Annotated in this window: 18 protein-coding genes; 12 read left to right on the forward strand and 6 right to left on the reverse strand. The window is 47.3% G+C overall.

The window, feature by feature from the left end:
* Nucleotides 1-260: 260 nt before the first annotated feature.
* The 4 genes from AAC052_RS26600 (at nt 261) to AAC052_RS26615 (ending at nt 2,927) form a co-directional block, all read left to right on the forward strand.
* Nucleotides 261-809 carry a DUF255 domain-containing protein gene (locus AAC052_RS26600; RefSeq protein WP_339816179.1) on the forward strand — a complete coding sequence of 183 codons (549 nt, stop codon included), beginning with the start codon at nt 261-263 and terminating at the stop codon, nt 807-809.
* A 213-nt stretch (nt 810-1,022) separates the two neighbouring features.
* Nucleotides 1,023-1,817, forward strand: coding sequence for a sulfite exporter TauE/SafE family protein (locus tag AAC052_RS26605; protein WP_339816180.1), 795 nt, complete (start codon nt 1,023-1,025; stop codon nt 1,815-1,817).
* A 132-nt stretch (nt 1,818-1,949) separates the two neighbouring features.
* Nucleotides 1,950-2,507, forward strand: a complete 558-nt coding sequence (locus AAC052_RS26610) for a YeeE/YedE thiosulfate transporter family protein (protein WP_317489817.1) — start codon at nt 1,950-1,952, stop codon at nt 2,505-2,507.
* A gap of 9 nt (nt 2,508-2,516) precedes the next feature.
* A complete protein-coding gene (locus AAC052_RS26615) occupies nt 2,517-2,927 on the forward strand; it encodes a DUF6691 family protein (protein ID WP_317489818.1) in 411 nt (136 codons plus the stop codon).
* Nucleotides 2,928-2,956: 29 nt separating this feature from the next.
* On the opposite strand, the gene AAC052_RS26620 is transcribed toward AAC052_RS26615, so the two are convergent.
* The 5 genes from AAC052_RS26620 to AAC052_RS26640 all read right to left on the reverse strand — a co-directional run bounded on the left by AAC052_RS26620 (nt 2,957) and on the right by AAC052_RS26640 (nt 11,326).
* A complete protein-coding gene (locus AAC052_RS26620; RefSeq protein ID WP_317489819.1) occupies nt 2,957-3,355 on the reverse strand; it encodes a response regulator in 399 nt (132 codons plus the stop codon).
* A 349-nt stretch (nt 3,356-3,704) separates the two neighbouring features.
* A complete protein-coding gene (locus AAC052_RS26625; RefSeq protein ID WP_339816181.1) occupies nt 3,705-4,472 on the reverse strand; it encodes a YdcF family protein in 768 nt (255 codons plus the stop codon).
* 4 nt (nt 4,473-4,476) lie between these two features.
* Entirely contained in the window at nt 4,477-7,275 is a 2,799-nt protein-coding gene (locus AAC052_RS26630; RefSeq protein ID WP_339816182.1) for a prolyl oligopeptidase family serine peptidase, read from the reverse strand.
* On the reverse strand, nt 7,272-10,310 hold the full coding sequence (locus AAC052_RS26635; protein WP_339816183.1) for an ATP-binding cassette domain-containing protein: 3,039 nt from the start codon (nt 10,308-10,310) through the stop codon (nt 7,272-7,274). Before AAC052_RS26635 ends, AAC052_RS26630 begins: the two co-directional genes overlap by 4 nt.
* Nucleotides 10,311-10,414: 104 nt before the next feature.
* Entirely contained in the window at nt 10,415-11,326 is a 912-nt protein-coding gene (locus AAC052_RS26640) for a hypothetical protein (RefSeq protein ID WP_317489823.1), read from the reverse strand.
* A gap of 167 nt (nt 11,327-11,493) precedes the next feature.
* On the opposite strand from AAC052_RS26640, the gene AAC052_RS26645 reads away from it, so the two are divergent.
* The gene (locus tag AAC052_RS26645; RefSeq protein WP_339816184.1) at nt 11,494-11,694 is read left to right on the forward strand and encodes a hypothetical protein; all 201 of its coding nucleotides are present in this window, start codon (nt 11,494-11,496) and stop codon (nt 11,692-11,694) included.
* 117 nt (nt 11,695-11,811) lie between these two features.
* Nucleotides 11,812-12,735 (forward strand): trypsin-like peptidase domain-containing protein, encoded by a 924-nt coding sequence (locus tag AAC052_RS26650; protein WP_317489825.1) that lies wholly within the window; start codon nt 11,812-11,814, stop codon nt 12,733-12,735.
* Between the two features lies 1 nt (nt 12,736).
* Here AAC052_RS26650 and AAC052_RS26655 read toward each other — a convergent pair whose 3' ends face one another.
* Complete coding sequence (locus AAC052_RS26655) at nt 12,737-13,024, reverse strand: YciI family protein (RefSeq protein ID WP_317489826.1); 288 nt, start codon at nt 13,022-13,024, stop codon at nt 12,737-12,739.
* A 111-nt stretch (nt 13,025-13,135) separates the two neighbouring features.
* Here AAC052_RS26655 and AAC052_RS26660 point away from each other — a divergent pair, with 111 nt between their 5' ends.
* From AAC052_RS26660 to AAC052_RS26685, 6 genes are all read left to right on the forward strand, one after another.
* A complete protein-coding gene (locus AAC052_RS26660; RefSeq protein WP_339816185.1) occupies nt 13,136-14,968 on the forward strand; it encodes a 7TM diverse intracellular signaling domain-containing protein in 1,833 nt (610 codons plus the stop codon).
* A gap of 240 nt (nt 14,969-15,208) precedes the next feature.
* Nucleotides 15,209-18,247: a TonB-dependent receptor gene (locus tag AAC052_RS26665; protein WP_339816186.1), complete on the forward strand. Its 3,039-nt coding sequence runs from the start codon at nt 15,209-15,211 to the stop codon at nt 18,245-18,247.
* Nucleotides 18,248-18,258: 11 nt separating this feature from the next.
* Complete coding sequence (locus AAC052_RS26670) at nt 18,259-19,761, forward strand: RagB/SusD family nutrient uptake outer membrane protein (protein WP_339816187.1); 1,503 nt, start codon at nt 18,259-18,261, stop codon at nt 19,759-19,761.
* Between the two features lie 43 nt (nt 19,762-19,804).
* A complete protein-coding gene (locus tag AAC052_RS26675; RefSeq protein WP_317489830.1) occupies nt 19,805-21,076 on the forward strand; it encodes an Ig-like domain-containing protein in 1,272 nt (423 codons plus the stop codon).
* 71 nt (nt 21,077-21,147) lie between these two features.
* Nucleotides 21,148-23,145: a glucoamylase family protein gene (locus tag AAC052_RS26680; protein ID WP_339816188.1), complete on the forward strand. Its 1,998-nt coding sequence runs from the start codon at nt 21,148-21,150 to the stop codon at nt 23,143-23,145.
* Between the two features lie 6 nt (nt 23,146-23,151).
* A complete protein-coding gene (locus AAC052_RS26685) occupies nt 23,152-24,504 on the forward strand; it encodes a glucoamylase family protein (RefSeq protein ID WP_339816189.1) in 1,353 nt (450 codons plus the stop codon).
* Nucleotides 24,505-24,506 lie beyond the last annotated feature (2 nt).

Below are 24,506 nucleotides of genomic sequence, written 5' to 3' on the forward strand. Positions count from 1 at the left end.
CCTTAACCCTATTTATCGCAAACTGCTATTTCCCGTATTTTATCAGGCACACTAACTATTTGATTCGCCAGGGTTACATGTTTCCCTGGGCGCTTCATGTATGAATATAGCTAATTTATTCGTTGATAATTAGTTTGTAAACCTAAATTAAGTGGCAGTTGACGGGTTGTAAAGAACCTAACCGCAAGCTGCAACGTTATCGCTGAACGGTTACTTTTTTGGCCGGAAGTTTATAAATTGGCAAAGTAATTTACTTGAATATGAGTTTTAGGATAAAGACATCTGTAGTTCTATTGGCGCTTTTCGTGGCATTTGCCTCATTCAATATGCCCGAAAGAAAAACCGAAGAAGGAGGCATTAAGTGGATGACCTTCGAAGAAGCGGTTGCTGCGAACAAAGTGGCGCCTAAAAAGATATTCATTGATTTATACACTGACTGGTGTGGGTGGTGCAAGGTAATGGACAAGAAAACCTTTTCTGTTGAGGCTATTTCGTCCTATGTCAATGCCAACTATTACGCAGTGAAATTCAATGCGGAGCAAAAGGAAGATGTGATTTTCGATGGACACACCTTTAAGTTTGTTGCCAGCGGTCGCAATGGCTATCACGAGCTCGCCGCCACACTTACTCAAGGCAAGCTGAGTTATCCAATGGGCGTTTTTATGGATGAGGAAATGAGAATACTCACCCTATTGCCAGGCTTTCAGGAAGCCAAATTTTTCGACACAGTTATTAAGTATTTTGGTGAAAACGGCCATAAAAAAGTTTCCTGGGAAGAGTGGCAAAAGTCTTACCAGTCCAATTTGTAAGAACTTTCGGATTTTTCGACCTTTTTGTACCTGAACGGCTTGGTTCATCAATGGTTCGTCACCATGAAATACCCGGATAACCTTCTTCACGAACCCATCTACGCTAAATTCACATACACGGCTCCCGGAGTTTATGGTATTCATTAATCCAATATCTGGTGCGCTTTGTGGTCAAATTCCTCTAGTTTTATGCCTCACTAAGGGAGCGAGAAGATGATTGTAGCAGGCTATGTTGCGGCTGTTTTTATTGGACTGGTGTTGGGCTTAATAGGGGCAGGAGGTGCTGTGCTTGCTGTGCCAGTTTTGGTCTATCTTTTTGGTATCGACCCAATGCTGGCAACTGCCTACTCGTTATTTATTGTCGGCGTTACATCCTCTATTGGGGCGGCAATTCGGTACAAGCTCATTATCATGCACCTCCGCATTGCGATGCTGTTTGCTGTGCCCTCGCTCACCACCATCTTCCTCACCCGCATGTATGTGATTCCGGCCATCCCTCCCGTGATTTTTGAAGTCGGTGGATTTCAGCTTACCAAAGGGGTTATGTTGCTGTCTGTTTTTGCCATCGTGATGTTTTTCAGTGCGTTTTCCATGATTCGCAATGAACAACCCGAAGAGGAAGCAGGCCCAACAGTGATTACCAATTATTTTGTACTCGTTCTAAGAAATGCAGCCATAGGTGTGCTCTTTGGATTGGTGGGAGCAGGCGGGGGCTTTCTCATCGTGCCCGCTCTGGTAATTGTGATGAAGCTGCCGATGAAGCATGCCATTGGCACATCACTTTTCATTGTAAGTATTAATACGCTACTGGGTTTTCTCGGCGATGTGGCCAATCAGGCAATTGACTGGCAGTTTCTTGCGGGTTTTTGTGGTATTTCAATTGCCGGGATGCTATTTGGAACTTTCCTCGGTAAGAAAATAGATGGCAAACACTTGAAAAAGGGTTTTGGCTGGTTTGTACTCACTATGGCTGTTCTGATTTTTGCTAAGGAGCTCTTTCTTTCCTGAGGGTTTCAAACTAAAGATGTACCTACACGAACTATTTTGAGGAAGAACCGTTATTTTCGAATCTGCGAGAAGAATGGAATTCCGGACAATAACACCTTCTTGCAGCAACTTCAACACCTGAAAGAGTAACTTATGATGGAATGGTTAAAGTCGCCATGGCCGTGGTACGTGGCGGGCCCATTGATTGGGCTGATTACCCCTGCTTTCCTTTTGCTGGGAAACAAGACCTTTGGCATATCGTCGTCCCTGCGGGATATCTGCGCTGCGTGCTTCCCTTCCGGGATTGAGCTTTTTAAATACAACTGGAGGGAACGCACCTGGAACCTGGTTTTTGTTGCCGGGATTGTGATTGGCGCATTTCTTTCCAGTCATTTTCTTTCTGACGGATCACCTGTTGCTATTTCTGATTCTACAAAGAGTGAGCTAATGGCCCTCGGCATTTCCGACTTCCAGGGCCTGGTACCGATAGAACTTTTTTCGTGGTCCAACCTATTGACAACCAAAGGATTTGTTTTTATTATTCTTGGTGGGTTTCTGGTGGGCTTTGGTACCAGATACGCCGGAGGATGCACCTCAGGCCACACCATGTTTGGCCTTTCTTATTTTCAGATGGCTTCCCTTGTGGCTTCTATTAGCTTCTTTGCCGGGGGCCTCATTATGACTCATTTCCTGTTTGACTTTCTTTTTTAAAACCACACCATGAAAAATATCAGGTATTTGTTTTTAGGGATCGTGTTTGGTGTTATTCTAACCAAGGCTGAGGTTATTTCCTGGTTCAGGATTCAGGAGATGTTTCGGTTTCAATCCATACATATGTATGGAATTATTGGATCAGCAGTAGTGGTAGGCGCAGTACTGGTGTTTATCATCCGGAGACTTTCCTTGAAAACAATAGATGGAGAAACCGTCACCCTTCCGGCCAAGAGAATGGACAAGGGGGTAGTGATTGGTGGCACAATTTTCGGCCTCGGCTGGGCATTGACTGGTGCTTGCCCGGGTCCGCTGTATGCTCTGGTCGGAAGTGGAGCCACGGTGATGATAGTAGGGCTTGCCAGTGCCCTGCTAGGCACATGGACGTATGGAGCTCTCCAAAAGAAGCTCCCACATTAAAAGGAATGGATTAATACAGAATCTCACCCTCAGCCGAATCCAAAGTGTTCTTTAGCAATACTTCTGAGGTTTGACTCAGACAATGGTTTAATGATGAACCCGGTTACTGATTTATAAGACAGTGCTTTCTCTTTGTCCTTTACATCTACTGAGGAAGAAAGGATAAAAACCTTGCAGTTTTTGATGAAACTGGATCCTGCTTTTTCTATCCCCTCAATTATTTCCCATCCATCAAGCAAAGGCATGTTGATATCAACCATTAACATGGTCGGATAACTTTCCTCGGTCAGTTGTTTGGTTAGGTAGTCAAGCCCTCTCTGGCTGTTTGTGAACTGTTTAATCTCGTCAGTACATCCGATGTTTTCCAGCGCTTTGCTGCAGAGAAACTGGAAAATTTCATCATCATCAATTATTACCACTCGCTTCATAGAGAACCAGAAAATGTGTATTCAATTAGTTTGTACTATTGATTTTTTAAGAAATGATGGACAGCAAATTGACACCTTCTTATAACAATCGGTGTTCAATGACTGTTCACTAATCTAACTGAAAGGCTGAATTATTTGTATGTATCTACTTTAAATTTTAACGAACGCTTATAGGGAGTAGATTTTGATGGAGAAGAAGATTTTCACTTGCTCTTTTGGTTAATTATGTGCCGAAAAAGCTAAGCTGAAATACGTTATTATTAGCAAAATTATCGCTGATAATAACATTAAATATACCAATTTGTTCGGACGAAAGTTGCCTGGTGGCTGTAGTTTGTTTTAGACGTATTTAGATATAGCCAGCCACTTTGTAACTAATGATACCGACCCACTCTCGAATCAGCACTTCCCAAATGCGGAGGCTGTTGCTGGACGGAATTATTAAATCCAAAGGACTCCATTCCCATGGGCGTGAGTAAAGATCGGTGCTGAATGCCATAGGCTGGAGCCCAACCTTGTTGAAACATGCCAGTGATCGCCGCATGTGAAAAGCAGAGGTGATTAACAGAAACGGCTTTTCTGGCCAATATTTTCTAATAAGCTCAGCACTGTAAAGCGCATTCTCTCTGGTGTTGCGGGAATCACCCTCAACGAAGAGGTGGTCGGGGGAAACACCAGCCACTAGAGCGGTTTGTTTCAGTCCCTCCGACTCGGATACTTCCTGATAAAGCAGAGAACCAGAACCACCTGTGATCAGGATGTTATCTATTTTGCCTTCATGGTAGAGCTGAATAGCGTGAATGATCCTATCTGCCCCCTTGTCGAAGTGTACCCTGTCTTTTGGCTCTTGCATAGGGTTGGTTACACCTGTGAGAACAACTCCTACGGCAACGGGCTCTGGAAGACTGCTGATCAAAACAGGCCTCACTTCCCACAGCTTCATGGCCAAATTAGAAATGGCAGGATTGGTGAAAAAGATTAGTAGAGAAAGCCCAACGAGCCTCAACCTTTTTTTCCATCCTTTTTTTTTAATGAAATAAGGCAGCAACATGCAGAGCATTATCCAACTGACGGGCGTAAGCAACCAGCTAAGTATTTTGGAGAGGATGAAAAACATGGGTTTACTTGTGGTCTTCGCTTAGTTCAAGTCCATAATTAATGCCTTTTTCAACTGCTGGAACGCCTTCTGTCATCCAAAGAGGGGCAGGGGCGTCCATCAGGTAATAGTCGAAATACTGTTGCATACGTGTAGTCCAGTCTTTTCTGTTAGGATACCTCAACGGCCAGTGTGGCTGGTCGTTGTAGGAGATCATCCAGGTGGGCTTTCCAAGCCTTTTGAGGGCTGAAAACAATTCTATACCCTGGTACCAGGGAACATGGCCGTCGGCGTCGTTGTGCATGATCAGCAGCGGTGTGTTGACCTTGTCGAGCCAGAATAATGGAGAGTTTTCCAGGAACCTTAACGGGTACTCCCATAGCGACCCACCTATCCGGCTTTGGGTGTGTTCGTATTGGAACATCCTACTCAGGCCGGTTTGCCAGCGAATGCCGCCATAGGCACTTGTCATGTTTGGCACAGGGGCGCCTGCTTCGGCTGCTTTGAATAGCTGTGTTTTGGTAACCATATAGGCTATCTGATATCCACCCCAACTATGGCCCTGTACGCCTATTCTATCCTTGTCGACAAAGCCCTGCGATATGAGCGATGTAACGCCAGGCATGACGCAATTGATTGCGCTTTCGCCAGGGTAGCCAATTTTGTAAACAATGTCTGGCACAAACACCACATAGCCCCTTGATGTGTAGAAGGTGAAGTTGATGATTGACCTCCCAAACTCAGGAGTGATATGATTGTGAAAGTTATCAGCATTTTGCTCGTAGAAATAGACCATCATCGGGTACTTTTTCTTTGGGTCAAAGTTGTCTGGTTTAAAGAGCATCCCTTCCAGCGGAATGCCGTCGAGTGACACCCAGTTGAACAATTCTTCCGTTCCCCAAAGGAAATTCTGCTGCTGCGGATTTACGTCGCTTATTTGTTCTACGTTCGAGAATTTGTTGTTGGTGAGCTGCAGGTTGGGAAACTCACGGTAGGTTTCCCGGGTAAAGAGCCACGTGTCAGCATTTAAAGCTTTCTTTTCAAATTGAAGTTGGGCATCTTCCATTATCAACTGTGAAGGAGCGGCGCTTCCTTTGAGCTTAAGCGCAAAAAAGCCGTGTTGTTTTTTCTCATTCTGAAAGCCTTTTAGAATGATCTCAGCATTGGCTTTGATCGACGTTTCCTCGGGGTCAGTTTTCACATAGCGATAAGTAACGGAAGTTTCCCGTCCGTTGCGGGTAATCCGCTCTTTGGTGGCAGGGTTCAAGGGATCAATTTTCCATATATCAAACCTGTCGTAAACGAGGATGTGGCTGTCGTTCTCCAACCAGCCAGCGATGCCATAAGGAGAAGGGAAATTGGGCGAGTCGTTTTCCTCATCCGAAAAAAGAACTTTTGAGTTATCGGTTAGCTTACGAATGGTGCCGGATGTCATTTCCAAACTATACCAGGCGCTATCGGCTACATCGTACCAGTACCCGAACTTGCCGGCGGGTGAAATATTCTCCATCAACCGGGCCTTTTTCTTTGCCAGCTTAGCAGCACCAGTGTTGATATTGATAATGTAAATGTCCTGATTGATGGGTGATCCTTCCCACTGAGAAACCACCCGGTATTCAGCTGATTCGTAGCCTCCAAGTGCAAAGTTGCCAACACCTTCCTTCGTTATTTTCACCTCCTGCAGCTGGAGGTTTCCCAGTTGCACGGGTTTTTTGGTGTCAAAATGGTATACGGCCAGATAGCCTCTTTTGAGTTGGTCGTCCGACAGCACTTTCTGCCTTGGCTGCAGATAATCATCTTTGTAATGCCACACGTCCACTTTGGCTTTTTCTTCATCCAGCAGCGTAGTGTCTCCCACAAGAGGCTTGGGTTGGGTGCCAAAAAACAGCCGCTTATTGTCATCGCTGAACTTCAAGTCCTGAGGGGCCATTTGCCACTCTTTCATCAGAAAAGGATCGTCGGCTTTTACGATCACCCTGCCGCTGTCCTGGCCCGGCGTCCATTGGAAAAGGCCATACGTTTGAAAGGGTTTTTTCAACGTGTCGCTATCAAAAAGGAATGCCAGTCTGCTACCATCGTTTGACAGCCTGAGGCCATCGTATTTACCCTTGCTGCGAAACACCGGTTTCATGGCCAGGTCGTTCTTGCTCACTGTATAAATGCCTGGCGAAAAGCCTTTGTCGTCACCAGTTGACTGAAAGGCCAGTCTGCTGCCGTTTTCGCTGAACTCGTAGCTGGTTACAAATGGGTAAGTCTGGTGGGTGCCATCTGCCAGCTTAAGCACATGCAGTGTGTAGCCGTTATCGTCGCTTACTTTTTTCGCTTTTTTTGACGTCGAGTCTTTCTTGTCTGGTTTCGCTACCGACAAATAGGCCAGCCACTCGCCGTTCTTTTCTGGAAGTTTAAAGGATTTTACTTCTGCTATTTTTTCAAGGGAACCATCGGAGAGTTTGTAGATGGCCAGGGAGTCTTTTGGTAGCTCGTCTTTCTTTTTCTTGAGCCGTTTCAAGGCCCTAACCGAGTCCAGCTGTGGCTCCACCAGGGCGATGAGGTGCTTTGAGTCGAAAGTGAATTTTGGCCTGCTGCCTCGGGGAATGATAAAGTCAGCTTTGGCGCTGAGATTTTTAATAACGAGGGTATTGTCACCTTCATCGGGGCCGAAAATGTATTCGGCCCATTTGCCATCGGGCGAAAGGTCTTCGGTTTTAATTTTTTTCCAACCGGCCACATCTTCGTGTGTCAGCGCTCTCTTTTGAGCCAATAGATCAGAAGTGCCAAAAGCTACTGCCAGGCACAGACAAATTTTAAAACTACGGTACATCATTTTCTTGGTTTTCGCATAGAGGGGACTCTGCTGAATCCCTTCATTACTTTTTTGGGTATATCAAAATAAAGGGTGATGATAAGGATGATGCTCATCGCCCAGATAATGGCAGCGTTGAAGTACAGCGTGGGGTAGTATGTTCCCAGAAAGTGCTTTTCCGGCACAAAGAACCCAGCCCTGAAGTCAAATGGGTGCAACGGCTGCGGCCTGCTATAAATAGGGTATATTTTTTGGATAAGGTGGCCTCTTTTTTCAATGATTCTTTCTTGCACGGCGGTGTTTTTCACCATCTGACCAATGCTTTCATTTTCGTACTCATTTTTCAGTGCAATATACTCCTGTCTCTCCTCATCGGTTTTCGTAAGTGACTGAACTGTTTCATCCTTTTCTTTGAAAGCCTTATTGTACCGATTGTTGTAGAACTTTCTCATGGCTTTCATGAAGTCCATACTCTCCTCAAAAGTGACTTCATCGAAGTCCTTTATGTTCAGCTTTTCGTAGGATGGCAGTTTGTCGTAGCCCACCATACCGAGTTCCTTGCCCAGCTCGTTGCGGAGCAGGGCAAATCTCTCCTCGAGGGAAGCTGCATATTTCTCTTTATCAGTTACATTATGACAATACTCCAGTGCTGCTTCCAGCTTGGGAGCCCAATACACTGTTTTATATTCCGACTGGGCCATGTCTCTATCAAACTGGTAGAATTGGCTGGTGAAGGGGTTGTCTTTGTACTGGGTAACCGCCAGGGCCTCAAAAGCCCACCGGGAGGCCATTATTTCACCAATGACCGGCACTTTAGTGTTATTGGCAAACGTTGGGTTGAGCTTGTCGAAGTTCACCACCACACCGCTTAAAATCAGCTGTGGAATGAGCAGGATGGGAATGATAATGTAGATAGTGATAGCCGAATTGAAGGCGGATGATATGTTCAGTCCCAACACGTTGGCAAAGCACGATACTGAAAAAAGCACCAACCAGTACGACCAGGTCATACTGTCAATCTCGAGGATCCAGTCGCCTATGAGCACATAGAACAGTGTTTGGATGGCAGAGAACGAAAAAAGTATCAGGAGCTTGGAAACCAGGTAGCTCATTCTGCTCAGATGAAGGAAGGCCTCCCTTTTCAGGATTTTACTGTCTTTAATGATCTCTTCGGCGCTTACCGTGAGCCCCATGAATAGCGCCACAATCACACTCATGAAGAAAAAAGCCACTATGTTGAGGTTCTCATAGAAGCTGTATGATTTGGCGGGGTCGTAGTACCTCACGATGTAGGCCAGGAGGGCAGCCAGCAGAGGTGCCTCAAGCAAATTAATGGCCAGGTATTGCTGGTTGGAAAACTTGGATAAGAGGTCTCGTGTAGCGAAGATTCTTACCTGCTTAAGCCGGTTGGGTATACTGAGCGTTTTTTCGGGCAGCGATGGTTCTGATTTAACTTTGGGCAGTGTAATGTGCTTTTTGAAAAAGCTGTACCAGTCCAGGGGTTGGAACTTTCGTTTGTCAGTAACGTGCCCGTACTCATTCACCACCTTGGTTTCGATGATGTTGAAAATTTGCTCGGGATTAACGTTGCCGCATTCAACGCATTCGCCTCGCTCCGCATCTACCAGGTTCACAATGTTTTTGAAGTAGATCACTGCATCCACAGGGTTGCCATAGTAAATCTGGTAGCCACCCACGTCGAGGATCACCAGCTTGTCAAACATTTTGAAAATCTCCGACGATGGCTGGTGGATGACCACAAATACCATTTTCCCTTTTAGCGAGAGCTCCTTCAGCAGGTCCATGATGTTCTCGGAGTCTCTTGAAGACAGCCCACTGGTTGGTTCATCCACAAAGAGCACAGACGGCTCCCGGAGAAGCTCCAAGCCAATATTCAGCCGCTTACGTTGTCCGCCGCTGATTGTTTTTTGAAGAGGAGAACCCACTTTTAAATCCCTGGTTTCGATAAGGCCCAGCGATTGGAGCGTTTTTATGACTAGCTCGTCAATTTGTTCATCGGTTTTGTCGGTAAAGCAAAGCTTGCCTGCATAAAAGAGGTTTTGATAAACTGACAACTCTTCTATCAGCAGGTCGTCCTGTGGCACATAGCCAATAACACCTTCTATCTTTTTTCCATCCTTGTGTACATCGATACCATTGATCAGCACTGATCCCTCAGAAGGTTTTTCTGTACTGTTCAGCACGTTCAGCAGCGTGGATTTGCCAGCGCCGCTGCCGCCCATTAAGCCAATGAGTTTTCCGCCATCTTCTGCAATATTGATATTTTGAAGGCCCAGCTTGCCATTTCTGAACTTAAAGGACACGTTGTCTGCCTGAAAGCTGATTTTGGTAGAGGCCGTTTCGTTTCTGAATTTTGAAACGACATCGCTATAGTAAAGCGATTTTGAAATACTACTGCGAACACTGCTTCCTGAAGAAAACGCCTGAATCCTGTTGCTCTTCAGATGGATGCCATTGAGATGTAAAGATGCTCTTCCGACGTATTTAATAAAGTAGTTTTCAATAACAGGAATTCGAAGTATGGCAATAAATCCGGGCAGGCCGTCCAATGTGATGTGATGAGATTTAGCAGGACTAATTTCCATACCATCATCTGCAATCAGTATGTTGGTGTTATCAAGCCTGGTGCGATCCGTGTACATCACAAACGTTTTCATCAGATCGATCGCTTGTTCTTTAATATTGAACCTGTCTCCGATAAAATAAACCAGCTCCTTCTCCCGCTCGCTTATCTCCCCGTCGGCCACAATCACCTCCAGGAGATCAATCATTACTACTATTTTTTGCGACTGGGTAAGCTCTTTGTTAATGCTCTCAGTAAGCGATATGATTTCAGCCTTGTCGTCAAAATTTTCTTTTTGAAGCATTTCGGCGGTCAGACTATCAAAAAAGTTCATGTACTTGTCCTGATCCTGCCTGCTGATATTTTCCTCAAGAAACTGCAGGATGGATAGCCGTTCGTCGTCCGTCACGTCGTCTTCCTTGGCTACAATTGCCAGCAGGTGTATAATCGCTTTAAGTAGTTGTTCGCTCATGGCAAAGTTGTCGGTTGTGGTCGGGAGCCTCTAAATATAAAAAAAGCATTGAATGGAATGTTCAATGCTTTGATGAAGGGTCAAAACTTTAATACTTTTTTCAATTAACCGGTAATGTCTTTTCTCACCCTTTGTATTTCAGTGGCAAGTTTTTGAAGATCATGCTGATGCAGAACCACGCCTCCTTCATTATTGTTTATTTTTTGCTCAAGTTCAGCCAACTCTTCATACTGAAACCTCAAGATGTTCATTTCGGAGATTACGTTGGCAATGGTTTCATCTTGCTCTACGTGCTTCAGAACGGAAATAAGATCCAGCAGCGCCATTTTTTGATTCAGCACTATTCTCATGAGCGGCTCAAGAATCACGTCCCGGTTGCTTTCACTTAGCTGGTCGGCTGGGTACTGCTCAATAACCTGTGTAGAAATATACAGGCCTTCCACAAAGGAGCCTGCCAAAACGAGGGCTGCCATGGTGAGCCTGTCGCCGGCTTCCAGCTTTTCTTCAGCCACCTTTATGGCCTCATTGATAATGAGGGCCAATGAGTCATTGTTTCCAATGCTCTTTTCAAACCGGGCTAGCAGCGACATGTCAAACGCCGAAGCAATGCCAATTTTGTCGGCCATTTTTTGGCAGCCTTCCATGTAGTCCAGTGCTTCCTGGGCCTGGTTGTATGATGAAAGATAGCCTATATCGGCGGCGTAGACGCCAAGGTTAAGAGCGGACTTATCGTTGGAGGTAAGGTAGCTCTCTACTTTGCTCAGGTCGTTAACAAATTCTGCCCTGAAATCAGCGCCGGTAGCTTCCAGAAGAAAGGGTACTTCTGATGGAGCAGGCAGGTCGTGTATCACTTTGTCGATTTCATTTTCGAGTTCCTGCTCTGCTGCATCAAACTCTGCGGCAGCCAGGTCTTCAGCTTTGTCCTTCGATTTGTCGGAAGAACCACATGACGTTGAAAAAAGAAAAAATGATACTAGAACTGATAGTGCTGCTAGTTTGGTAAGGTTATTTTTCATGGTTTGCATAGTGAACGGTTCGCTCGATAGGTAGAATTGGTTATCCAATTTTAACACTTTTTGACCTCTTATTAAAATATCACATTACTTAATGTCTGCCATCGTTTGGCTAAATCTAATTGCAGTCCTAATCTTGTGATTTCTCGTAAAACTTCTTTTCTTATTCCATGGGCATTGCGTTCAACAGCTTAAGGGTTGGTAAAAAATACAGACTGGTGAATTACCGGGAGGTTTTTGACTTTGAACTAATGGAGATAGTGGACAGGCACGAGTTCAGGTTAAAAGATATCCACACGCTGGAAGAATATTTTATGTCGGATCTTCTGCGATTCGGACGGGGCAACGACTTTTCCATTATCGAAAGGTAGTGGCTGCCATTTTTTCCTGTTTAGTGTCGCTTGATGTCTGAGATATGGCCGTTCTGGCAGCCAGAACCTAAATGGGTATTTTTTTGTGATAGCTAAGCCAAACGAAAGGAAACTTGCATGGATAATTTTTCAAAACTCATATACAACGCCGTGAACAAGGCGAAAAATGCTGTAGTAAAAATCGACGTTCAAAAAAAGAAAGACGGGAAGCTACAGTCCGGCGGCTCAGGTTCTGGATTCATCTTCTCATCCGATGGCCTGTTTCTCACCAACAGCCATGTGATCCATGGCGCCGATAAACTCACAGTGACATTGCTGGACGGAACAAAGGAAGAAGGCTTTGTGGTGGGGGAAGATCCGGATGCCGACCTGGCTGTAGGGAAGATTTACGGGGGCAACTTTACGCCTGCCAGTCTTGGCGACTCTTCGAAGCTCAATATCGGGCAGTGGGTTATTGCCATTGGCAACCCATTGGGTTACCAGCATTCTGTAACAGCTGGGGTAGTGAGCGCCTTAGGACGGTCGCTACGCACTCAAAGCGGAAGGCTGATTGATAGCGTGATACAAAGCGATGCAGCCCTCAACCCCGGTAACTCCGGCGGGCCTATGATTGACACCAGCGGCGAGGTGGTTGGGGTAAATACTGCCATCATCGCCCGGGCGCAGGGGCTGAGCTTTTCAATAGATATTAACCTGGCCAAAGACATTGCCGGCCAGCTCATCCGTCATGGCAAGGTGGAAAAGGCATTCCTGGGAGTGTTGATTCAGGAAATTGATTTGCACCCACGATTGATCAATTTCTACAGGCTGGAATCCACCAGAGGCCTGATGGTGACAAAAATTGAAAGGGATTCACCGGCTTTCCGTGCCGACTTGCTCGAAGGCGATATTATTCTCCAGCTCGACGGCGAAGACATCACCTCATCGACAGATCTTTTCAGAAAGCTTTCGCACGAGAAGGTAGACAAGCAAGTGAAACTCACCATTGTGCGAAATTACCGGACGCTGAAAGAGGTGGAAGTAGTGCCTCTGAAGCGATAGCCTATAAATCCACTAAGCGTATCGTCTTGACCTCTATCCTGTCCCACACTTTTCCGGTGGTGTAGGGGTCGGAGGCGATATAAGCATCTACCTCCGCTCGGGTATCGAACCGGAGGTAGAGCGTGGAGCCTATCATTTTGCCTGAAGCATCCAGCATAGCGCCGCCCGCAATCAGGTGGCCGGCTGCCTTCATCTTTTTGGCATTGTCGAGGTGTGCCTGACGTGCGGCCATGCGCCTGTCGATGGCGGCAGCATCGGTGAAATCGTAAGCGTTGATTTGAAAGTCCATTTCGAAAGGTAAGCCCGAAGCATGTAATTGAGCAACTGGTTGCACGTTTTCTTATCAAGTGGCTTGAAAAATGTTAACTTTAAAGCCTGCAAAGCCACCAAATTCCAGCTCATGGTTGTTTTCTCATTCCTGTTTGCATTTTTCACCAACTGGATTTCCTATCCACCGGTTTATGATATAAGCACCATTGACGGGGAGAGAATCCTGTTTATTCAGGAGTTGGAATATATTGAGGACAGCACACGATCGCTGACCTTTGAAGAAGTAAAAGAGCAACGCTTTCATACCAACGCCTCCTTCCAACCCAGAGACTACAATCCCTCATCGGCCTACTGGGTCAAGGTGCGTTTGTACATCCCAAAAGATAATCAGGAACAATGGCTCATTGAGTTTTATGACCAAACCATTGATAACCTGAGGGCTTATGTCCCCACAGTGGAAGGTGATTATCGCTTGCTGCAGTTCGGCGATCAGTTTCCTTTTGAGCAGAAAACGTTTGAGCACAAAAACTTTGAAGTGCTTATTAATGACCGGCTTGAAGGAGTGCAAACCTTTTACTTCAGGATAGAGTCACACGCTTATGTTGATATACGCATAGTGCTTAGCACCATCAACCAGTTTGTGCACTACGCCCTCAATGAGTACTTCCTGTATGGAATTTTCTATGGAATGATCCTGATGATCATTCTGTACAACATCCTCATTTACATTGCCATTCGTGAAATCAAGAACCTCTATTATACCTTCTACATCCTGAGTGTTGGGGTGTTTGCCATGTGTGTGGATGGCATTGCCTACCAGTACCTGTGGCCTAACTGGCCCGAATGGAACCAGGTGGCCCATGGGGTGGCCCTTTTCTCAGTTATTTTCTGGTCTATTCTGTTTTCAAGGAAGTTTCTCAACGTTACGGCCAGGGCACCTAAGCTGACCAAAATTATTGATGCTGTCCTTATCCTGAGAAGCTTGTGGTTCTTGTTTGCGCTGGTGTTTGATCACGAGCTTTTTCAGCTTCGAAATATTGAGATCATACCGCTGTCTATTATTTTCTACGCAAGCATATACGTGTGGGCCAGGGGCTACAAGCCGGCCAGGTTCTTCGTGGTGGCTTACGGGTTTCTTTTCTTAGGCTTCCTTGTCAAAGCCATGGTGATGCTGTCTGTTATCCCCATCAGCATTCCGTCGTACTACAGCCTGCATGTTTCGTTCGTTGTAGAAATGCTTTTTTTGTCTTTTGCACTCAGCGATAGGGTGAGGATTTTGAAAAGCATGAGAGACAGGGCATTGTTCAGGATCATTAAGCAGCATGAGGAAAATATGAGCCTGAAAGACAAGGTCAACAAGGAGTTGGAGCAGCGGATAAGGTTGAGGACCATTGAGATGGAAGACAAAAACAACCTGTTGAGGGAGGTGAATGAGAAGCTGACTGCTCAAACCAAGGAAATTTCGCAAATCAACTCTATTCTGGATCTTGATAACTGGAAACTGAAAAACAACATCAAGGAGATATTGCAGAACAGGCTTGTCAACAAAAACCTTACCCTGGAAGAGTTTAATGGTATATTCCCCGACAAATTGAGTTGCTACAGGTTCCTGGAAAGGATCAAGTGGGAGGAGTCGTTCAAATGCAACAAGTGCAATAATGACAAGTACATCACCGGCAAGGATCATTTTTCCAGACGCTGCAGCAGATGTGGCTATATTGAGTCTGTCACCAGTAACACCATTTTTCATGGCATCCGTTTTCCTATCGAGAAGGCCTTTTACATTCTGTACGTAACCAATAACCAAAGCGAGCGATTCACCCTGGATCAGCTTTCAGAAATGCTGGACCTGCGGCGCAATACTATATGGAGTTTTAAGAAGAAAATTGAGGAACTATTGAGTACTGTCGACAAGCCAGAGAAAGACTATTTGAGAAACTTTTTTATGGTGCATTCCAATTAAAACAAGCGAATTGATGAAGTTTGTTACCGAAACGTGATACGGAATCGTTTTCGGTGTCAGTAAATGCGCTATACGTCATTTTTTAATGATATTGAAGCGATACAAATAAGGTGATAATACCTTATTATAGAGCAGTCTTCCAACTTCTTTTCCCCTCACAAATTAAAAAGTGATTGCGGATGCTAGTATCTTTTCACTATCGTTCAAAAGCAACATTAAATATCTACTTATAAACTGCAAATGAAACACACCTTACGATTAGCATCTGTAGTGCTTTTCATCGTTATGTCGATGGGTAACCAGGCAACTGCTGTGGCCCAGGGCAGCGTTGTCAAAGGCAAAGTCACTTCACAGGATGATGGGGAGGGGCTGCCAGGAGTGAGCATACAGGTGGAAGGAACCAGCCGGGGGACTGTAACAGATTTTGAAGGTACCTATTCGCTAGAACTCCAGAGTGGAGATAATAGATTGATCTATTCTTTTATCGGATACAAAACCGTGACGGTGGATGTTGGCAGCCGGTCGGTAATTGATCTGGTGATGGAGCCTGACATAGAGCAACTGGAGGAGATTGTGGTGGTGGGCTATGGTGTGCAGCGCAAAAGCGATGTTACGGGAGCCGTAGCTTCTGTTCGTGGCGGCGACCTTACTAAGATCCCTGCTGCGAATCCTATGCAAGCGCTTCAGGGCAAAGTGGCCGGTGTGCAGGTAAGCAGCGGCTCGGGCCAGCCTGGTGCGGCACCGGTTGTTCGAATAAGGGGCGTTGGCACGTTCAACGACTCCTCGCCTATATATGTAGTAGATGGTGTCATTCTCAGCGACATCTCATTCCTCAACTCTTCTGATATTCAATCAATGGAAGTGCTGAAGGATGCCTCGGCAACTGCTATTTATGGTTCCAGAGGTGCTAATGGTGTTGTGATTATCACCACTAAGCAAGGTAAGATAGGCGACGAGCAGACTACATTTAGCGTCAATACTGAATACAGCGTTCAGAAGCTTTCCAGGAAGATAGACCTTCTGAATGGCAAAGAGTTTGCCACCGTGGTGAATGACATTAACCCGGGCTCCTACAACAATGTGGATGCCGTGCCCAACACCGATTGGCAGGATCTTATTTTTGATGTGGCACCTATACAGAACCACCAGGTGTCGGCTACCGGAGCCACGAAGAAGACGCAATACTACGTGGGCCTCGGCTACTTCAACCAGCAGGGCATTATCGACAAGTCGAAGTATGAGCGACTTACGTTGAAGCTGAATAATACGTATAAGTTTTCCGACAATGTGCGGCTGGGTAACAATATTACTATCGCTCCCTACTCGCAGCAGGTAGCGCCAGGCGTTGTGTACCAGGTGTACCGGGCGCAGCCTGTCGCCGTTCCACGATATGACGACGGCAGCTTTGGCGTGGTGCCCAATGTGGGCAACCCGCTCGCCGATCTGGAGAATTCCAACAACTTCAACAAAGGCTTGCGAACTGTGGGCAATGTGTTTACCGACATCAAGCTGTTCAAGGATTTTACCTTCCGGTCGAGCTTTGGGGTAGACATGGCCTACAACAAAAACAAGAGCTTTACGCCTGCCTACACGGTTTACAATGCTGACGGCACTGCCTCGCAGCAGCAGAATTTGTACAGCGACCTGAGCAAAGAGAATAGAGAGAACTTTACCTGGTTGTGGGAAAATACCCTGACCTACAACAAAGAGTTCGGCAAACACCGGGTAGAGGGACTTGCTGGTTTCACCAGCCAGAAAACTACTTCCGAATACCTGAGCATCAGGGGTGAAAACATCCTCAGAGACGGACAGGACTTCTGGTACCTCAGGCCCAGCTATATTGTGGACGAAAGCAATAACATCAACACACTGAACAGCATTGCCAATGGCGTAGACGCCGGGCAGTACTACTCAATGGCTTCTGTTCTTTTCCGTGTCAACTACACCTACGACGAGCGCTTCCTGTTTACCGGCACGTTCAGACGAGATGGTTCTTCGAAGTTTACTGATAGCAACAAGTATGCTAGCTTCCCGTCGCTGGCACTAGGCTGGAATGTGATCAATGAAAGCTTCATGCAAAACATCACCGCTTTAACCAACCTGAAGGTGAGGGCCAGCTGGGGCGCTATCGGAAACGAAAAAATACGGTACAACCGCCAGTTTTCTTTGGTGCAGAATGAACTGAATCCAGTGTTTGGTGTGGAAGAGGCCCTGAACCCGGGTGCAAGCTACGGCGTAACCGGCAACCCCGACCTGAAATGGGAAACTACGTATCAAACTGACCTGGGCCTTGAATTTGGCCTGCTTAACCAGCGGTTAACGGGTGAACTTGACTACTACCGGAGGGAGACACAGGATATTTTGGTGGACCTGCTTACTCCCGGGCACTTGGGCAACGGGCAGGGGCAAAGAGTCACTTACAATGCAGGTTCCGTTTTGAACAGCGGCTTCGAGTTTAACTTAGGCTGGTCCGACGAAATTCAGGGAGTAAAGTACCGTATTGGTGCCCTGGGGTCTACTGTGCACAACGAAGTGCTAAGCGTAGGCGGTAATAGCGGTGTCGACTCTACGCTGGTAGGTGGTTACCTTGGCGACGGCCGTCCGGTGACATTGAGCAGGGAGGGGCTACCTATCGGCGCTTTCTATGGCTATCAGATTGACGGTGTTTTCCAAAACCAGGCTGAGTTGGATGCCTACCCGCACGATTCTCAGGCCCGGCCGGGAGACCTCATCATAAGGGACGTGAACGGAGACGGTAAAATTAGCCTCGGCGACCGCACCTACATGGGCTCACCCATCCCCACATTCATTTACGGGTTTAGCCTGGAGGCTTCCTACAAGGGGTTTGATATCAATGTCGATTTTCAGGGGCAAATGGGCAACAAAATCTTCAATGGTAAAGAAGTGGTAAGGCCTGATCCTTACAATTTTGAAAGGCATGTGATTAACCGCTGGACGGGAGAAGGCACAAGCACCTCTGAACCCCGAGCGAGCTTTGGAGGAATCAACTTCGCACCGTCTACCAGATTCATTCAGGACGGCTCCTTCCTTCGCTTTCGTAACATGACCGTTGGCTACACTATCCCTGAAGCAGCGCTTGAGCGGATCAACATGAACCAGGTAAGGGTGTATGTGCGAGGCACCAACTTATTCACTGCTACCAAATTCACAGGCTATTCGCCAGAGTTCGGTAGTGAAGATGTGTTGAGCAGCAACATCGACAGAGGAGCTTACCCTGTGTCGGCCATTTATTCAGCCGGTTTAAACATTTCCTTTTAATGAGTTACAAAATGAATTTTCCACAACATATACGCCAAATAGTAAAAAAAGGAGCATTGGTGCTGCTTGTACTGGTTCTTTTTGCTTGTCAGGACTTTCTTGATATTAGTCCCCAGGGTGACCTCACGCAGGCGTCTTTTCCACAGTCGGCCGCTGATGCACTGCTGGCTACCAATGCCGCCTACAGCACCCTTCGCAACTGGTCCTATCATTCGGGTGGCTATCCAATACTGGATATCATGTCGGACGATGCCCGCAAAGGCAGCAATCCCAACGATCAGCTCCCAACGCTCGGCCCTTTCGATACTTTTACTTTTAACACCACAGCCGATGGCCTGGATCGCTGGTGGGCTGCGCTTTACGAAGGAGTGAAAAGAGCCAACGTCGTCATTGAAAAAGTACCTGAAATAGCGATGGAGCAGGCGAAAATTGATTTATACGTGGCTGAAGCCCGTTTTCTGCGTGGGCTGTTCTACTTCGACCTTGTGCGTGCCTGGGGTGGTGTGCCTCTCATTACAACGCTAACCCCTCCTTTAAGGGCTGCACGGGCGAGCAAGGCGGATGTTTATTCTCTGATAGAAGGTGATCTTTCTTTTGCTGCGGGTATTCTGCCTGAGAAAAGTGAAGTAGCCACCGAAGACCTCGGCAGGGCAACCAAAGGTGCCGCCAAGGCGCTGTTGGCCAGGGTTTACTTGTTTCAGGGCGATTTCGTTAAGGCTGAATCCTATGCACTTGAGGTAATCAACTCTGGCCAATATGACCTGGAACCTGATTTTAACGATGCCTTTGGCGAAGCCGGAGAACATGGCGTGGAATCAGTCTTCGAAATTGGTGCCCGCCGCAATGAGGGAACCAACAACGGCGGTAACCAATACTCCAACGTGCAGGGCATCAGAGGATCTCCCAACAGAGGCTGGGGATTCAATCGCCCCTCCATAGACCTGATGAACTCTTTCGAAAACAACGACCCACGCATGGACGCAACCATCATTTTCCTGGGTGATGTGCTGGGTGGCGTGGTAACGATCGGCGATGGCACCACACCCGACGAAACCCGTGATGCTAATGGAAACCTGATTGAGATAGAAACCTATAATCAAAAAGTGTGGACCGAGGGCAGCAACACCATCACCTCATGGGGGCACAACCGACGCATTGTGCGGTATGCTGATGTGCTGCTCATGGCTGCTGAAGCGCTGAACGAAAACAACAAGTCGGCACAAGCATTAACCTATCTGAACATGGTAAGAGCCCGGGCCAGGGGAGGCAATGCCTCTATTTTACCCGACATTACCGTTACAGACAAGAATCAACTCAGGGAGCTCATTATCGAAGAAAGAAGACATGAGCTGGCCATGGAAGGGCATCGGTTTTGGGACCTGGTAAGAACGGGCAAGGCACCTGAAGTGCTTGGTCCCCTGGGTTTTGTGGCTGGAAAACACGAGCTGCTCCCTATTCCTCAAACCGAAGTAGACCTGTCGGAAGGAACACTGGGGCAGAACCCCGAATACTAAAGAATTTAAATTTTAAACCTCAATAATTATTAACTACATCATTATGAAGAAGGCAAAATTAATTTTCAACTCGCTGTGGGCACTGGCTATGGTGGCTACGGTTTCTTTTCTGATAAGCTGCGGAGGCGATGAAGAAGCGGCTGTTGAGCTCACAATAGTGAGTCTGAACGCTGGAGATGATGACCTGAATGGTGCCACGAGCCCGGATGGTGTATCTGTATCCTCAGTAATTTCAGGCATTTTCTCAACAGACCTTGACCCTGCATCTGCTGCGTCAAATATAACTTTGGTTAATGACTTCGACGATAGTGAAGTGGATATCAATGTTGTGGCCAGTGGAAGAGCTTTAACAATCACCCCAGCAGAGCCCCTTTTTGGTGGCTCGCTCTATGTTTTGACACTGAAGGCTGGCCTAAGTTCGACCAAAGGAAAAACTTTAGGAGCAGACATCACAAGAACCTTCACCACTGTAGGGTCTTTTACCCCCCAAAATGTAATTGCCCACTGGACATTTGAAGACAATGCTGATGATCAGGTGGGTGACTTTGACGCTGATGCTGAAATTGCTATCACTTACACTGATTCAAGGAATGCGGCGGCAGGTAAGGCGGCTACGTTTGATGGCGACGTAAGTATCATTGAAGTACCTGGCGCAGCGGAGCTGATGAACAGAGCGGATTTTACCCTAAGCTATTGGGCGAAAACCAACTCTGAGGGACACGTCAATGAAACTGGAGATCCAACTGGACATTTCGTGATGGGCTTGGGTGCATTTCACGGGTTTCAGACAGAAATAACTGGTAGCTATCGTGACTTTAAAGTCGCTTCTACGATGGAATATGGTGATGGAACCACAGGGACTGGTGGAGATCTTGTGTGGAACGGTGATGGTAAAACAAAGGATAATGAAGGTTGGAAAGGAACGGTATTTAGCAAAGCTGATGGAGATTTGACTGCTTCTTTGAAAGATAAATGGGTTCATGTAACCTTTGTTTTTAGCGGAACTGAGAAGTATCGGGAACTTTATATTAATGGGGACTTAAAGAAGAGGCAGGAATTTGAGTTGTGGGGTTCAGAATACAAGGAACCGACGGCAGTGGGCCTCAAATTTGATAATAGTGCTGAAGTTGAAAATGTTTTGGCTTTTGGCTTTGTGCAATCAAGAGGCGGAACGCTCTGGAGCAATGAGCCTTGGGGCAACTACAATTTACCAACATCGCAGCACTTCAAAGGAAAGCTTGATGATGTAAGGATCTTCTCTGTAGCTGTTACTGCTGAAGAAATCAAGAAAATGTACGATTCAGAAAAGCCTTAGTAGTTAGATTGAATTGGTTTAGTAAATGAGGGTTCCTGTTTAGGAACCCTCTCATTTTCCCCAAAATTTTGATGCACAATAAACTTACTCCCTTCTTTTTAGTACTCAGTTTACTCCTGACTTCCTGCGGAGGGGAGGACGATGATGGAACGACTCCCGATCTTGTCTTGCAGCTCTCCAAAGGTAATATTGGTACGTACTCGTTGAACCTGAACAATTCGGACGAAAACATCGATGCCCCAATTGATAAACCCCTGGTTTTTACATTCACCTCTCCCCTGGAACAGTCCACCGTGGCGTCGTCAGTGGAGCTCAAAGACAGTGAGGGCGTAGTCGTCACCCTCGATTTTTCCTTCCTCGATGACGACAAAACTTTTTCTGCCTCCACCGAAAATGGCCTCGAGGGCAATGAAAACTATACCCTGGAGATAAAAAACACGCTAAGAGGAACCAGCAATGAAAAATTTGGCGGGCTAACCGTTTCATTCCAAACCGTTCCTAAAGAAATTAACGTCACCCAGCTACTCATCGATGGAGTGGACTACTTCTCAGCAGAGCGGATCGTTGATATCGGCTTAACGCCCTCTTTTGAAATTACCTTCTCTTCTCCGGTAGATGCGTCCACGATCACAGATGCCAACGTCCGCATTTTTTCTTCCAGCGGATTATTGTCCTCCGCCATCACGCTTTCTGAAGATAAAACTACCTTAACCATTGTGCCCTCCACTGCTTTGAAAGGTCTTCAGAAAACCCAGATTTGGCTCTACGAAACCATAAAAGGCGAGGAGGGGGAAATATTCAATTTTTTCAAAAAAGACTTTTACACCACCTACGACCCCACTCCGGTGTTTCCGGAAATAAGCGACGAAGCGCTGCTTACTCTGGTCCAGCAGAAGACGTTCAGGTACTTCTACGACGATGCCCACCCGGCCAGTGGCATGGCCCGGGAAAGAAACTCATCTGGCAGCACAGTTACTACTGGCGGCACTGGGTTTGGCCTGATGGCCATTATTGTGGGCATGGAACGGGGTTTTATCACCCGGCAGCAAGGCATCGATCATTTTGCTAAAGTCATCGGCTTTCTTGAAACCGCCGACCGCTTTCACGGGGTTTGGCCCCACTGGCTCAATGGCGACACCGGTGCCGTGCAGCCTTTCAGCGCCAAAGACAACGGCGGCGATCTGGTAGAAACCTCCTTCCTCGTACAGGGGCTGCTCACAGTTCGCCAATACCTCAACGCCGACAATGCTGCCGAAGCTGACCTGATTAGCAGCATCAACACGATGTGGGAGGAAGTAGAGTGGGACTGGCACACCAAGGGTGGAGAGAAGGTGCTCTACTGGCACTGGTCGCCCAACTTCGGATGGGAAATGAACCACCAGATCCGTGGCTACAACGAGGCGCTCATTACCTATTTTCTTGCTGCCGCCTCACCAACGCATGCCGTAAGTGCCGACGTTTATCATAACGGCTGGGCAGGCAATGGCTCGATCAAAAACGGCCGCAAGTTCTACGACATTGAACTTCCTTTGGGTTACGACTACGGTGGCCCGCTTTTTTTTGCGCACTATTCCTTCCTTGGTTTGGATCCGACTGGATTGAGCGACACTTATGGCGACTATTGGGAGCAGAACGTTGCCCACAGCCGTATCAACCAGGCCTACTGCGTAGCCAACCCCAAAGCCTTTGTGGGATATAGCGAACTTTGCTGGGGCCTCACTGCCAGCGACAACCATAATGGCTACTCGGCCCATGCTCCTACAAACGACCTCGGCGTGATTACACCCACTGCGGCCCTGTCTTCATTCCCCTACACCCCCGTGGAGTCGATGAAGGCACTTAAGTTTTTTTACTACACCTTAGGTGATAAACTGCTGGGCGAAAATGGCTTTTACGACGCTTTCAATATCACTCAGGGCTGGACGGCCAACTCCTACCTGGCCATCGACCAGGGGCCAATCGTTGTGATGATAGAAAATTATAGAACTGGGCTGCTATGGGATCTTTTCATGAGTGCGCCCGAAGTGCAGCCCGGGCTTGATAAACTTGGCTTTACCTCCGAAAGATAAACGACTATGAAGAACAACCTTTCCATTCTTATCGTGCTGGCAGTCTTAGGGCTAAGCGCCTGCTCGCCAAGTAAACCTGCAGCGGATACCGCTACAGATGAGGCTACCATCAGCGACGATTCCCTCATGACGCTGGTTGAATACCGCACTTTCCAGTACTTCTGGGATGGGGCCGAGCCCAACTCTGGCATGGCCAGGGAGCGGTTCCATACCGATGGCAACTACCCTGACAACGACAAGCACATCGTTACCTCCGGCGGCAGCGGCTTTGGGGTGATGGCTATTCTGGTGGGGATCAAAAGGGGCTTCATCACCCGGGAGCAGGGCCTGGAGCGCATGACCAGAATTGTGGGTTTCCTGGAAACTGCCGACCGCTTTCACGGAGCTTGGTCGCACTGGATCAACGGTGAAACGGGCAAGGTAAAGCCCTTTGGTGAGAACGATAACGGGGGCGATCTTGTGGAAACGGCCTACCTGGTGCAGGGGCTTTTGGCAGTGCGTCAATTCTTCAACGAAGGCACCGACGAGGAGCGGGCCCTGGCCAACCGCATCGATACGCTTTGGAAAGAAGTAGAGTGGGACTGGTACCGCAACGGTGACCAGGATGTGCTGTATTGGCACTGGTCGCCCGACAAGGGGTGGAAAATGAACTTCCCGGTCGAAGGGTGGAACGAGTGCCTGATCATGTATGTGCTGGCGGCATCGTCACCCACGCATGGCATCCCGGCCGAGGTGTATCACAATGGCTGGGCCAGAGATGGCGCTATTCTCAACGATTCTACCCATTCTCAATACGGTTACCACCTGAACCTGAAGCATAATTTTGCGCAGCAATATGGTGGCCCACTTTTCTGGGCTCATTATTCATTTGTCGGGCTGGATCCCCGCAATCTCAAAGACAGGTATGCCGACTACTGGCAGGAAAACAGGAACCATACCCTGATCAACCGGCAGTGGTGCATCGAAAATCCGAAGGGGTACAAAGGGTACGGCGAAAACTGCTGGGGCCTTACAGCTAGCTACTCAACAGGATTTTATGCGGCCCACCGGCCCATGGATGAAGACCTCGGGGTTATTACTCCCACGGCGGCGCTTTCCTCATTCCCTTACACGCCCGAAGAAAGCATGAAAGTAATGAAGCACCTTTATTTCGACCTGGGCGACAAGGTGTGGGGGGAGTATGGCTTTTACGATGCTTTCAGCGAACAAAAGGACTGGTATGTGAAGTGGTACCTGGCCATCGACCAGGGCCCCGAAGTGGTAATGATCGAAAATTACAGATCGGGCCTTTTGTGGGACTTGTTCATGTCAGCACCTGAAGTGCAGAGTGGTCTGGACAAACTAGGATTTACTTATTAGTC

The organism is uncultured Imperialibacter sp., from assembly GCF_963974565.1.
GTDB lineage: Bacteria > Bacteroidota > Bacteroidia > Cytophagales > Cyclobacteriaceae > Imperialibacter > Imperialibacter roseus.